Source organism: Pseudomonas sp. R3-56 (assembly GCF_051132075.1).
Lineage (GTDB): Bacteria > Pseudomonadota > Gammaproteobacteria > Pseudomonadales > Pseudomonadaceae > Aquipseudomonas.
Genome location: NZ_CP071657.1, coordinates 3,333,505 through 3,347,967 on the forward strand (window position 1 = coordinate 3,333,505; position 14,463 = coordinate 3,347,967).

The window sequence follows — 14,463 nt, forward strand, 5'->3', positions numbered from 1 at the left end:
CGTTATTTCACCAGCTGAAAAGGGTTCTCCGTGGCCCGGTCGTAATCGACGAGGTGGCCGTAGTCGAGGCGATAGACCCGGTCCGCCACATCGAAATAACGATCATCGTGAGTGATCGCGATGACAGTTTTGCCGGCGGCCTTCAGCTCGGGCAGCAACTCGTTGTAGAACACATGGCGGAAGACCGGGTCCTGGTCCGCCGCCCACTCATCCAGCAGGAACACTTCCCGGCCTTCCATCATCAGCAACAGCAACGCGAGGCGTTTGCGCTGCCCCTGGGACAAGGCAGTGGTGGACAGGCGCCCGGCGGCGAATTCGACCTTGTGGGCCAGCCCCAGGCGCTCCAGATAATGGTCCACCCGGGCTTCGAGCCCTTCATGGTCTCCCGCCTCGCCCAGCACATCGGCGAATAGATAGAAGTCGGCGAAGATCGCGGCGAAATGCTCCCGGTGCCACTCACTGGTAGTGGCATCCAGTACCACGCCATTGAGTGACACCTCCCCGGAAGCGGGCACGTAGAGGCCGGTCAGCAGCTTGGCCAGGGTCGACTTGCCGCTGCCATTGCCACCGACGATGAAAATCAGCTCGCCACGGCGAATCGTCAGGTCGATCGGACCCAGTTCAAATGCAAACTCCTCGTTCTTGCCGGAATAACGGTAATGCACGTTCGCCAGGCGCAGTTCGCGAAACGGCTGCGCCGCTTGCGCCGGCGTCTTGAATTCCACCGTCTCGCCAAGCGCCAGCGCGTCGATGGCCTGCAACGCGACATGACCGCGGATCACTGCGGGAATGGCGTCGAGGATCATCGAGATGGGCGTGCGCAGGAACATGATCGCCAACACGTAGCCGACCACCACCTGCTGGTCCAGCAAGCCCAGCCCCTGGCCGAGGAAAAAGAGGGTGCCGATCAACATGAACACCAGCAGTGTCGTCCAATTGAGGTTCACCGCCCAGAGGGTGTCGGCGCGCACCGAGGCGTCCAGCGAGGCGCGCGCGATGGGTTCCAGCTTGTGTTGATAAAGCAGATGCCGGCGCTCGCGGCTCAGGCCCAACTCGCAGCGCCCCTGGATCGTGGCTTCGAACTGCTCGGTCAATTGGTCGTCCTGTTGCCGGACAGCCTGCATCATGGTCTTGACCTTGCGCCCCAGCAACACATCGAAACCAACGCCAGCGGCGATCACCGCCAGCGTCAGGCAAAAGAACGGCAAGCTCAACCAGCCCATGTAGGCCAGCCCCGCCAACAGCAGCAAACCGTTGTACAAGGAGATCGGCAGTTGCTTGAACGCCGTGGCGACGGTGGTCACATCCTTGGTCAGCGCGTTGTAGATACGTGGGCTGCCCAGCCGTTCGACGCGTTCGAGCGCGGTGCCCAGCACCTTGCCCACCAGTCGCAGGCGCAGCTGGTAGACCAGGCGATGACCGATCTGCACCAGCAACCATTGCGAGACGACTCCGCTGATGAACAACAGCACCAACAGGCCACCGAACAGCAGCAAGCCCCGACCGAGGTCATCGAGGCCTTGTTCCAGGCAACGGTTGATGTAGCCGATCAGGCCGATACTGGTGGCCGCGCTCAAGGCACTGCACAGCACCGCAAGGAAGATGCGCCATCGCGCATCATGCAGCAGTTCTTTCAATAACATCATGGGACCGGCACCACCTTGGCAGAGTTTTGCAACAGTAAAGGCAGCAGGTTTTCGACCAGTCGCGGCTCGCCGAGCATTTCATGATGCCCCACGTCCAATGTCCACTGGCTGACCGGTTGCAAGGCATGGCGTTGCCATGACGCGCGCAAATCGCCGTGGGCATTGCCGCGCCAGAGCCACACCGGCACATCGACAGTCGGCAAGGCCTGCTGGTACAAGCGGGTCTTGATCGCGCGATATTGCGCCATCAACGCCAACAATTCCGCGTCGGCCGATTCCCATTGCAGATGCGCGCGCACCTGTTCGTCGTCCAGTAGCCGGGCGACACCCTCGGCATAGTCAAGGCCGGCCAACAGGCCCGTCAACCGTTCCCGTAGCGACTCGCCGAGCGGCTGGGCGTGGCTGCGGCAATAAAAAGCGAAATCGGCAATCAACTGGCCGGCTTCATCACCCTCGCCGGCCAGGCTGCGCTGCGCATCGTGATCAAGCACCACCAACCCGGCGACCCTGAAACCACTTGCTTGCAGATGCGGCACCAGCAACATCGCCAGGCGCGCGGCCAGGCTCCAGCCCAACAGTACCAGCGGACGCTCTTTGAGCTGCGCCGGGATACTCGCCACGTATCGGCGCAGCAGTGCATCCATGTCGCCCTCGGCCCAGCCGCTTTCAAGCGCGGCGAGGCCAAACACCGCGACGCCGTCGCGCAGGTTGTCCACCAGCGGCTGGTAGGCCTGCAGATGCCCTTGCGCCCCATGCACCAGCAACAGCGCCGGGGCTTGCGGATCGGCAGTGTTCAGGACCTTCCACGGACCACTGTCGATCTCGCCCAGGCCTTGGACGAGGTCACGCACGGTGTGGCGTTCGAACAGCAGGTTGGTCGGCAGGTCGAGGCCCAACCGTTCACGAATCAGCGACACCACCTTGATCGCGGCCAGCGAATGCCCACCGACATTGAAGAAGTTGTCGGTGACGCCAAGGTCCTCGACTCCCAATACTTCGCACCAGATGGCGAGGGTCGCCGCCTCCAGCTCGCCGACCGGTGCCACGCGGGTATTGTGCAAACGCTGCCGGGCGCGTTCGAGCAGGTTCTTGCGATCGAGCTTGCCATTGTTGTTCAACGGCATGGCCTTCAGCGCCAGGACAGCGCTGGGCAGCATGTAGTCCGGCAACTGGCGGGCCAGGCTGGCGCGCAACTGATCCGTGCCTTGCGAATACGCCTCCTCCGTGACCACGAAGGCCAGCAATCGGGCGTGGTCACCTTCGCCGTCCAGCAGCACAGCAGCCTGCGAGATGCCTGGCTGGGCCAGCATTGCCTGCTCGACCTCGGCCAACTCGAGGCGAAACCCACGGATTTTCACCTGCTGATCGTTGCGCCCCAGAATGCGCACGGCCCCATCGGCCTGGCGCATGGCCAGGTCACCCGTACGGTACAGACGATGACCAGTGGCAGGCTCGACAGCAAAGGCGTTGCCGCCGACATTGCCGACGTAACCCCGACCAACGCTGGCGCCGCTGATGCACAACTCGCCGGCCTGGCCTGACGGTACCGGCCGCTGCCGCTCGTCGAGCAGGTGGATACGGTTGGCACCCAACACCTGGTCCAATGCGCAGCCACTCACCCCCTGTTCCAGATCGATCGCCCGCCACAACACCCCTACCGTGGTCTCGGTCGGACCATAGTGATTGTAAACACGGCAGGTCGGTCCGGCCTGCGCCAGGCGGGTCAACAGCGCCTCGCCGATCGGCTCTCCGCCCAGCACCAGGACCTGGCGTGGAAGGACGTCGGCGGCCTGCTCGCCCATCAGTGCTTCGAGGTGCGAAGGTACGATCTTGAGCACGTCCAGTGGGTAGCGCCGAAGCTCATCGGCAAACGCCCGCGCATCGGTCACGGTCGTCTGCGCCAGGACATGCACGCAGCCGCCCCGCAGCCACGCCGGGAACAGCACGGTGTTGCCCAGGTCTGCGAGCAACGAGGACACCAGCCCGTAATGCCCGCCCTCGGGCAATTGCAACGCGTGGATCACCTGGGTGGCGTAGTGACGCAGTTGCCCTTGTTCGATCTGCACACCCTTGGGCTTGCCGCTGGTGCCCGAGGTATAGAGCACGTAGGCCAGGTCCTGCGCTGTGCCGGAGACTGGCGAGGCGAACGCCGGCCCGTTGCTCGCCTGCGTCCAGCACAGGGTCCGCACCGATGTCTCGGGCAACAGCCCTTCCAGGTGCAGCAACAACGCCGGTTGGGCGTCGTCGAGTATGCCGGCCAGACGCAGCGGTGGTTGCTGTGGGTCCAACGGCAGATACGCGGCCCCCACCTTGAAGCAGGCCAGCATCGCAATCAGCATCTGCGCGCCACGCGGCAGATACAGCCCAACGACCTGCTCGCGGCCCACGCCCGCCTGGTTCAGGCTGCCGGCGACACGATCACTCAGGGCATCCAGGTCAGCGTAGGAAAATACCTGCTCGGCATACCGCAGCGCCGGATGCGACGGTTGTGCCTGGGCATGGCGGCGCAAGGTCGCGATGATATCGAGGTCCGGTCCAAGGGCAGCAGGCTGCGCCGAGGCCAGCCGTTCTTCAGGCAGGCGCGCATCAATGTCTGCGATGAGCCCGTCGGGCGATTGCACCACTTGGCCAAGCCAATGGGCAAAACGCTTGAGCAGCGTCTGCATCTGCCCCTCGCGATACAGGCCGAGGTCGTATGCCAACGCCAGCTCGCCGTGGCCCTGGGCATCGAGCGTCAATTGCAGTTGCAGTTCGACCGGTGTGTCGAAAGACAGCCACTGCGACATGTCCAGTTGCGGCACGGGCGAGACCCGCAGGCCGGCCTGGAAGCTGGCCCGCCACTCGGGCAACAACTGTGCCTGGCCGACATATTCCTGCCAGTCCACGGCACTCTCCAATTGCCGGGCCAGTTGCCGGGCCAGGTTGGTCAGCGTGCTGTGTTCGGACACTTGCAAGACCATCGGCAAAGTCTGCTCGAACAGCCCATACGCGCCGGACAATTCCTCGTAGTTGTCGCGAGGATCGTGTTGCAACCCCAACTGCCCCTGCTGCTGCCCGTTGAGCCTGCCGAGCAATGAACCCCAGGCGGCCAGCACCCACTGCTCGACGGCCACGCCTTCACGATCGGCCAGTGCCGTGAGCATCGTTGGCAAGCGCTGCTCAAGTTCCTGGCGGACGACTGCGTGACGTCCGCTGGCGATGCCATAGCGCTCGACCAGGCGCATGCCGGGAATGTCCTGCAAGGCCAGGTTGCGCCAGAACTGCGCGCCCTGCTCGGCGTCTTCATCCAGTTGCAGGCCGTTGATCCACTCGACATAGTCGGCGTACTGCATGGGCTCGTCGTCCAGCGCTGCGGCACGCCCGAGCAAGTGTTCCTGCAAGCCGATCAGGCTGCGCTGGTCCAGTGAATAGATCGGGACTGCCAACAGCAACAGATCGTCGAGCTGCCAGGCGAGAATGTCGGGTTGCTCGGCGTCGCAACGACGCCGGGCCGCCTCCAGCCACGACTGTCCATCGTGACCGTCGGCTGCCCGCCCCTGGCGCCAGTCCAGCCGCAGTGCATCAGGTTCGATAACCCGCTGGCGCAGGCCGGTGGCGCCCAGTGGGCGCTCGTAACGCAGGCGCAACGCCTGATGCTGCGCCAGGGCGTCGCGCAAGCGTTGCTCGACGATGCCCTCGGGCACGCCCGCCAAGCGCATGCGGACCCAGCGCCAGGCTTGCGGATTGGCCTGGGCCAGTTGTTTCTGTTGCGGTGAAAGCGTCAGTCCAAGATCCATCATGGGGTCAACTCTGCGGAATGCTCTTCGGTCTGCGCAGGGGCAGCCATTACCTGGTGACGACCATAGATCTCGCCCATGGCCACGACAATCTTGCGCTCGCCCTCGAACGGATCCCGGGCATGCGCCGCCAGCATGTTATCGAGCATGACCACATCGCCCTGTTGCCAATCGAAACGCACGGCGCAGCGGTCATAGGCGGCATTGATGGCATCGATGGCAGCCGGCTCAAGGTCCGAGCCGTCACCGTAGAACACCTGCCTGGGCATGGCGGCTTCGCCATCGCGCAGGAACTGCTCGCGGATATCGGCATCGAGAAACGCCGGGTGGTACAGCTGGATCTGGTTGAAGAAGCTCTCTTCGCCCGTCAATGGATGCAGGATCACCGCCGGGCAAACCTGGCGGGTGTGCAGCTCGTTGGCGCCGCGCCATTGGAATTCGATGTTGCTCTCACGGCAGATCCGCTCGACCTCGGCCCGATCCTCGGTCTGGAAGAAATGCTGCCAGCTGACGTCCAGGCTGGCGCTGAAATTGCGCACGTACATCAGCTGTTTGCGCCGCAGGTTTGCCTGCAACCAGGCCGGCAGTTCGCGGTAGACCTGGCGGCTGTCGACGATCGGCGTCGCGCCACCGGAGGTCGCTGGCGTCTCGCAGTAGAACCACTGGCGGCGCGGCCAACGGTGCTGGTGCGCACTCTCGTTATGGAACAGGATCATCCGGTCCTTGGGGTATGGCGTGGACTTGTAGATGTTCTTGCCACCCTCTTTCTTCGGCAGGTCGCCGTACTGTCCATACAACTGCGGGCACAGCGCCTGGCAGAACGCCTCGAAATCCGCCGGTGTCGGCAGGTCGAACCCACGGAACAGGATACCGCCATGCTCGCGCAGCCAGTTTTCGACCTTGTCGCGGTTGGCTTCGGCCCAGATAGCCGGGGCCAGTTCACGGTCACGCAGCGAGACCAGCAGCGGAAATTTCGCCTCCTCTCGCAGCGGCCGGGCTTCGATGGGCTCACGGGTCGCCGCCGATCCGCTCTGGCGCATCTTGCCCAATTTGCTCATTTTGCGTTGCAGCGGGTTGTCCGTGGACATTGCAGCGGCTCCCTTTACAGTCGGAATCAAGGTATCGATGGGATTGTCCGGCGCGCCGAGGGCCAGCTCCAGCAGTGACTCGAAGGCATGGCGCAAGCGCTCGACGGTGGCCTGGCGGAACAGGCTGGTGCGGTACACCCAGCGCAGGCTGATGGCATCAGAGTCTTCGCTGGCGAACAGAGCCATGTCGAACTTGGAATGGTGTTGCTCGCCGGCCAGCGGCTCGACCTGAAGATCGCCCAGCTGACGCTGCTGGCGTGGTGTGTTGTCGAGCACGAACAAGGTCTGCAACAGCGGGTGGACATTGGCGACGCGCGGCAGCTCGAGGCACTCCACGACCTGTTCGAACGGCGTGTCCTGCCAGGCAAACGCTTGCAGGCAGACCTCACGCACCTGGAGCGCCAGCTCACGGAAACTCAACTCCGGTTGCAGGCGGACACGCAAGGCCAGCAGGTTGACGAAGAAGCCGATCAGCGATTCGGTGGCCGGATGGTCGCGGTTCGCAACGTCCGTACCGATCACCAGATCGCGACCCTGCGTCTCGCGTTGCAGAACCGCGGCATAACAAGTCAGCAGCACCATGAACGGCGACGTGCCACTGTCCTGGGCGAACCTCTTGAGCCGACCGACCATGGCGGGCGGCAACTGGAAATCCACTGCGGCCCCGGCGCCACTGTCACGCTCCGGACGCGGGAAATCGAACGGCAGCGGCACCTGCGCGGGAATGCCGGCCAGGGTCCGTCGCCAGAAGTCCAGGCCTTCACGCTGACGCAATCGGACCGCGGCCGAACCTTGCCATACGGCGTAATCGACGTACTGGATCGGCAACGCTTCATGGCTCGGTAGCACGCCGGTGCTATAGGGCTCGTAGCCCTCGATCAGCTCATCGACCAGAATAGCGCCGGACCAGCCATCGGAGGCAATGTGGTGCATGATCATTTGCAGCACATGATCCTGTTCGCCGAGGCGATACAGGACCACCCGCAGCGGAGCCTGGCGAACCAGGTCGAAGGGGCGCAGTGCCCTGTCCCGGGCTTCAACCGGCCACTGCGCTTGCGTCGACGCGACGGTTTCCAGGGCCACTGTCGATTGCGAGTGGATGCGCTGGCGCGGTTCGCCGTCCCGCTGGTGATAGGTGGTGCGCAGGATGGCGTGGCGGCTTACCAGCCGCTGCAATGAACGCTCCAGGGCCTGAATGTCGAATTGCCCGCGCAAACGGACATTACTGCTCATGTTGAAACTGCTGTCGGCAAGGTCCAGCTGCTGCATCAACCAGACCCGCTGTTGCGCCGAGGACAAGGGTTGCTCGACCTCATGATCAACCGGCGAGATCGTCAGCGAAGCCGGGGCCTGCTGCCCCGCAAGCCCTTCGATTCGCTCAGCCAGTTGCGCCAGCACCGGCGTTTCGAACAGCCAGCGCAATGGCACGTCAAACCCCTGCTCGCGCAAGCGCCCACGCACTTGAGCGGCCATCAGCGAATGCCCGCCCATTTGGAAGAAATGGCCATCAACCGGCACGTGTTGCACGTGCAACACCGAGGTCCAGATCTGCATCAGCAAGGCCTCGCTCGCCGACAAGGCGCGCTCGGTAGCAGGTGCACTGTCGACCACCGCGAGCAGGCGCGGCAGCTGCTTGCGATCGACCTTGCCGTTGGTGTTGAGCGGCAGCCGCTCCAGCGCTTGCAGGTGCGTCGGCAACATGTAGATCGGCAAACGTGTCTGCAGATAGTCGCGCACAGCCGCCTCGTCAGGTGCGTTTTCAGCCTCCGCCACCCAGAACGCCGCCAGGTGCTCGCCTTGCACGGCCACGACCGCCTGCAGCAGTTGGGGATGGCTGAGCAGAACCGCCTCGATTTCTCCCAGTTCGATGCGGTACCCGCGCAACTTTATCTGGTCATCGGTACGCCCGAGGTAGTACAGCTGGCCGTCGGGCTGCCAGCGCGCCAGATCGCCAGTGCGATACAAACGCCCGCCGTTACCCCCGAACGGGTCGGCAATGAAGCGCTCGGCGGTCAGCCCCGGCTGCCCGGCATAACCGCGGGCCAGGCCGTCGCCGGCGATATAGAGTTCGCCCACGCAGCCAGGCGGCACCTCGCACAGGTGTTCGTCGAGAACATGACAGCGCGTGTTCAGCAGCGGTCGGCCAATCGGCGCGACGGGCAGTTGCAGCGCATCGATCGGCGTCTGGGTCGACCACACCGTGGTCTCGGTCGGGCCATAGACGTTGATCAGTTGCGCCACGCACTGCTTCAGCTCGTGGGCCAATTCGGCCGACACTGCCTCGCCACCGGCCAGGGCCACGCGCCCCTTGAGCACCTGGCGATCGCCTTGCAGCAACATCGCCCAGGTCGCCGGTGTGGCCTGGATCAGGTCGACATTTTTTTCCTCGATCAAGCGCGCAAGCAGCAGCGGATCCTGGCGCTCGTCATCGTCGGCGAGGACGACCGCACCGCCACGCACCAGCGGCAGGCACAGCTCCAGGCCACAGATGTCGAAGGTGACCGTGGTCAAGGCCAGATAGCGCTGCACATTCGCCAAGGGCAGCGCCTGTTCCATGGCCAGCAGGAAGTTGGCGAAGTTGCCGCGACTGATCTGCACGCCCTTCGGTTGGCCGGTCGAGCCCGAGGTATAGAGGGTGTAGGCCAGCTGCCCAAGGTTGGCCGCCAATTCCGGCGCCTGGGCCGCGAATTGCCCCAGCGGCAGGTCCGCCCATGGGCACACGCGCAACGGCGCCGGCAGATCGACGCTCGGCGAATCGCAGAGCAGCAGATGCGGCTGCGCCCGGTCGAGGATTTGCGCCTGGCGAGCCGGTGGATGGCCGGGATCGAGCGGCAGGTAAGCCGCCCCGGCCTTCTGAATGCCCAGCATGCACACCAGCAACCGCTCATCCCGAGGCAGGCAGAAGGCAACCATCGATTCGGTGCCCACGCCTTGGGCCAATAGCCAATGAGCGAGGCGGTTGGCCTGGGCATCCAGCGTCCCGTAGCTTATCTGCCGATCAGCGCAGTACACCGCGATGCGCTCGGGATGCGCAGCGGCTTGCGCTTCGAAACGCGTCACGAAATCCGCTTCGCCGGACAATTGCAACGGCTCACCGGCAGTCACCAGGGTCGCGACGGAGCGCAGCGGGATTTCCGGCAAGCGTGTCTGAAGGTCAATACCCGCCAGGCTGGCGAGCAATCCCTGATAGTCCTCCACCAGCCGCCGGGTGGTGCCCGGTTGCAGCAGCGCGGTCGCGTATTCGACGATCAACCAAGTCCTGGCCTCGGCACCACGCCCTTGGGTGAACAGGTTGAAGGTCAGGTCGAACTTGGCGCTCACCACCCCGCCCGGCAATGCCAGGGCCTGTGCGCTGACGCCGGGCAGGTTCAGGCTGCGGGACTGCTGGTGGTCGACCTGGTAGTTGAACATCGTCTGGAACACCGGCGTGCGATCCAGGCTGCGCTCGATATTCAGCACGTCGAGCAATTGCTCGAACGGCAGCGCCTGATGAGCCAGGTCCTCGCTCAGTCTGCCGTTCAAGGCCTGGACGAACGATTGCAGGCTCTGGCGAGCATCGATCTGCACCCGGTGCGCCAGCGTGTTGACGAACAGGCCGACTTGCGCCTGGCTCTCTGCCGACTCGCGTCCGGCCACTGGAACGCCGACGGCGAAATCACTGCGTCCGCCATGACGCCAGAGCAGCAATTGATACGCAGCGAAATACACCACGAACGGTGTGACGCCTAGTGCCCTTGCCCGCGCCTCCACAGCGGCACTCAGCGTACCGGGCAAAGCGAACTCGTCCCGCGCTCCGGCGTACGCCTGCACTGCCGGCCGAGTGGGTTGTCCGGGCAGTTCCAGAGGCTCGTTGCCCAAGCCTTCCAGGCGTTGCCGCCAATAAGCCAACAGCGTCTTGCCGTGGTCCCCTTCCAACTGTTGCCGCTGCGCATTGATCAACGGCAGCAGAGCGCTTGTTGAAGACAGCGTCCGCTCCTGATAGAGCGACGTCAGATCCTCGACCAGCAGGCCCATGGACCAACCGTCCACGGCAATGTGATGCACATTGAACAGCAAGCGGTAGTCAGCGGGTGCGACACAAAACACATCGACCGCCAGCAAGGGCCCCTGCGAGAGGTCGAACACCCGCTTGGCCGCGCTGGCGATGGCCGCATCCTGCTCCGCCCCGGTCAGGCCGCCGATATCGTGGACGTTGAAGATCGCCGCGGGCGTATCGTCCAGGCGCTGCCATACTTGCCCTTGCTCTTCGAAGAAGCGGCAGCGCAACGCATCATGACGGGCGACCAGCGCCTGACAGGCACGTTGCAGACGCGGCACATCCAGATCGCCGCGCAAGGCCAGCAACTGGGTGACGTTGTAGGCGGTTTCAGCCGGATCGAGCTGCTGCATGAACCACACCCGTTGCTGGGCGTGGGACAGCGGCTGTGGTTGCTTCGCCACGTCACTCGGCTCGACCGCCGCGACGACAGGCGCCACGACCGGCGTCAGCGCCTTGGCCAACTGCCGAGGGGTTGGGTTCTCCAACAATTGCCGAGGCATCAGGCGCAGCTCGGCCTGACGCAAGCGCGCGATCAGTTGCAGGCTGAGGATCGAATCGCCGCCCATGGCAAAAAAATCCGCATCCGCGCCCAGCGCGGGTTGGCCGAGCAGCTCGCGAAAGGCCGTCAGCACCGTGAGCAAGGCCGGCTCGGCGCGGCAATCGATGCACAGCGCCATGGCCACCAATGTCGGATGCTGCAAGACATCGCGAGGTTGCAGCCTGAACCCTTCCCGTGAAGCCAGGCCGATCAATTGCAGGCTGAGAATCGAGTCGCCGCCGAGGGCGAAAAAATCATCCCCGCGCCCGACTTGCGCGCAACCGAGAATCTGGCACCACAGTAGCGCCAGGCGCTGTTCGGTCGCACCGCTCGGTGGCTCGACGGTTTCAGCGCTCGGCTCATCCGTTGCGGGCTCGGGCAATGCGCGCCGGTCGAGCTTGCCGTTGGCGGTCAGCGGCAGTGTCTCCAGGGCCAGCCAATAGGCCGGCAACATGTGTTCCGGCAGTTGGCGCTTGGCCTCGGCTTGCAGCATCGCCAAGGCTTCGGTGGTCATCGAAGAGCCGATCCCGGGGGTGAGGTAGGCCACCAGTTGCGTGCGTCCTTTCACTTCGCAGGCAAGCACCGCCCCCTCGCGCACCTGGGGTTGGGCGTTGAGCCAGGCACTGACCTCGCCCGGTTCGACACGAAAACCACGGATCTTGACCTGATCGTCCTGGCGCCCGAGGAATACCAGCCGCCCGTTGCGATCCAGGCGCACCCGGTCACCGCTGCGATAGAATCGCTGCCCCTGGGCCGTGCAACCGAACGCGCGCGCCGTCAACCCGGGTTGCCCGAGGTAGCCCTGGGCAACCTGGGGCCCGCCAATCAACAGCTCACCGGCAACCCCGAGCGGTACGGTTCTGTCATTGCCATCAACGATGCGCAACTCGCAGCCGGACAAAGGCTGGCCCAACGGCAAGTATTGACCCGCTTCGAGTGCGTCGGACCCGGTGATTTCCCCGCAGACCACCCCAACCGTGGTTTCCGACGGGCCGTAGTGATTGAAGATACGCAGTTGCGGCGCCAGTTCATGCACCTTGGCGAACAGGGCCTGATCGAACCCCTCGCCGCCGAGGATCAGTATGTCCTTGGGCAACACCCGACGGGCATCGTCCAATGCCAGCAAGCCGCGCAGATGCGAAGGCGCGATCTTCAGGCAATCGACGGGATTCTGATCAAGAAAGTCAGCCCAGCCGGGTGGATCGAAAGCCAACGACGCCGGCGGCAAGACCAGCGGGTCGCCAGCGGCGAGCGCGGCGAATACCGAGGTCAGCCCCAAGTCCGCGGCGACGGTCGCCAGGGTCGCCCAACGGCTGCCGGGTAAGGCGTGCAAGCGCTGGCCGACTGCGCTCGCGTAATGCGCCAGGTTGGCATGGCTGACCAGCACGCCTTTGGGTTGGCCGGTCGAGCCCGAGGTATAGATCAGGTAGGCAGGCAACTGCGGCTGGCTGAGGCTTTCGCCCTGCCCGACATTGGCATCGGCCGACCAGTCGGCGTCGCTCATCACCAGATGCGCGAGGCCAGCGCCGGCTTCAGGCGCGTGCGCCAGCGTCACCCACAGGCTCGCGCTGCTGTCTTGCAGTAACTGCGCGAGGCGCTGCGGCGGTTGCGCCGGGTCGAGGAACAGGCAGGTCGCGCCACGCTGCCAACAAGCCAGGGTCGCCAACAGCTGTTCAGCGCAGCGTGGCATGCACAGAGCAACCACCTGCCCAGGTCCGATGCCCTGCCCGGCCAGCCGCGCGGCCATCGACCGACTGGCGGCGCCGAGCGTGGCGTAATCAAGGGTCCGCCCAGCGCTGCAGAGTGCCGCAGCGGACGGCGTCTGATTGGCCCAGTGCAACACTTGCCGGTCCAACGGCAACGGCGCCGTATCCAGGGCGGGGCCATGCAACTCGCTGGGCGGCGAAACCAGTTGCAGATCCGCCAGGCGTCGCTGCGGATGCACCGAGCCCTCGTGCAGAATCGCCAGCAAGTCGTCGAGCATCTGCTCGACCGTCGCCGCATCAAACAATTCGTCGCTGTACTCCAGCTCGCAGCGCAGTCGCGCGTCAGCGCTACGTACCATGCGCAGCGTCAAGTCGAAACGCGCATGCCGTTGCGGCGGGTCGAGCACCTCGACCGCCACACCGGGCAAGGCCAGGGTGCGGCTTTCGGGTAGATCAACCTGAACGAACATGACCTGGAACAGCGGGCTCGAACGCGGACGCTCAAGGCTTTCGAGGATATTTTCAAAGGGCAACTGCTGATGGTCGAATGCGGCCGCGACCGTTTCGCGGGTCCGCAGCAAGGCGCTGCCGAAGTCCGGGTTGTCCTGCAGACGCTGGCGGATCACCAGGGTATTGAGCAACGGGCCGATCAGCGGCACCAGCTCCGGACGGTCACGTTGGGCCGCCGACGTGCCCAGGCACAGATCGGTCTCGCCGCTGTAGCGCGACAGCAGGCAGGTAAAGGCCGTCAGGCCGTAGATATACAGCGTCACCCCCTGGTTGCGAATGGCCGCCTCCACCGTTGCGGTCAGTTGCGGCGATAGCTCCCGGGCCAGGATCGCGCCACTGTGGCGACGTTGGGTGGCCGCAGGGCGCGGCCGGTCCAGTGGCAACGCCAGGGGCGCCGGCGCGTCCGCCAGTTGGTCGCGCCAGAAGTCGATGTGCTGCCGGCAAGTGTCGCTGTCCAGCCACTCGCGTTCCCACGCGGCGTAATCGGCGTATTGAATGCTCAACTCGGGTTGTGCGGCAGGCTGGTTCGAAGCGAGCGCCCGATAGGCCTCGGCCAGTTCAAAGGTGAGTTGCTGGGCCGACCAGGCGTCATAGGCGACGTGATGGATGGTGAAAAACAGCCAGGTGGATTGCTCCTGGGCGTCACTGAACGCTTGCCAGCGCCAAGGCATCGACTGAGCCAGGTCGAACGGTTCGGCAAGTTGGCGGGCGTACTCATCGGCGCACCATTGCGCCTGGTCAGACGCCGCCAACGTCAGCCGCTCGACGGCTGGCAAGCGGACCTGTTGCGGCGCGCAATGAGGCTGCAATTGCCCGTTGGCATCCGTGGTGTAGCGAGTGCGCAGGATCTGGTGGCGATCGACGACTTGCTGCATCGCCTGCTGCAGACGCTCGCCGTCCAGACGCCCGTCGAATCGCAGCACCGAGCACAGATTGTAGAGGGCCCGGCTGCTCAGGGCTTCAGCCGACAGGAAGCGCCGCTGCGCCTGCGCCAGCGGCCTGTGCTCGCCTTCGCCGAGCACGGCGGGGACGATCGGCAGGCGCCAGCTGTCGATGCCCTTCTCGGCCAGGCGCTGGCGAAAGACTTTTTTCTTGTCCGCGGGCAAGGATGCCAGCCGCTGCGCAATCTCCAGGAAAGCTTGTTGCGTCATCGTACTCAT

The 14,463-nt window shown here is 64.6% G+C and carries 3 protein-coding genes; all 3 read right to left on the reverse strand.

The annotated features are described in order from the left end of the window. Positions 1-2 precede the first annotated feature (2 nt). Genes J3P96_RS14975 through J3P96_RS14985 form a run of 3 tightly spaced genes read right to left on the reverse strand, consistent with a single transcriptional unit; the run spans position 3 to position 14,454 of the window. Entirely contained in the window at positions 3-1,646 is a 1,644-nt protein-coding gene (locus J3P96_RS14975; protein WP_434651973.1) for a cyclic peptide export ABC transporter, read from the reverse strand. Next, a complete protein-coding gene (locus tag J3P96_RS14980) occupies positions 1,643-5,425 on the reverse strand; it encodes a non-ribosomal peptide synthetase (protein WP_434651975.1) in 3,783 nt (1,260 codons plus the stop codon). Before J3P96_RS14980 ends, J3P96_RS14975 begins: the two co-directional genes overlap by 4 nt. Continuing rightward, a complete protein-coding gene (locus tag J3P96_RS14985) occupies positions 5,422-14,454 on the reverse strand; it encodes an amino acid adenylation domain-containing protein (RefSeq protein ID WP_434651977.1) in 9,033 nt (3,010 codons plus the stop codon). The genes J3P96_RS14980 and J3P96_RS14985 overlap by 4 nt, the downstream gene beginning before the upstream one ends. Positions 14,455-14,463: the final 9 nt, after the last annotated feature.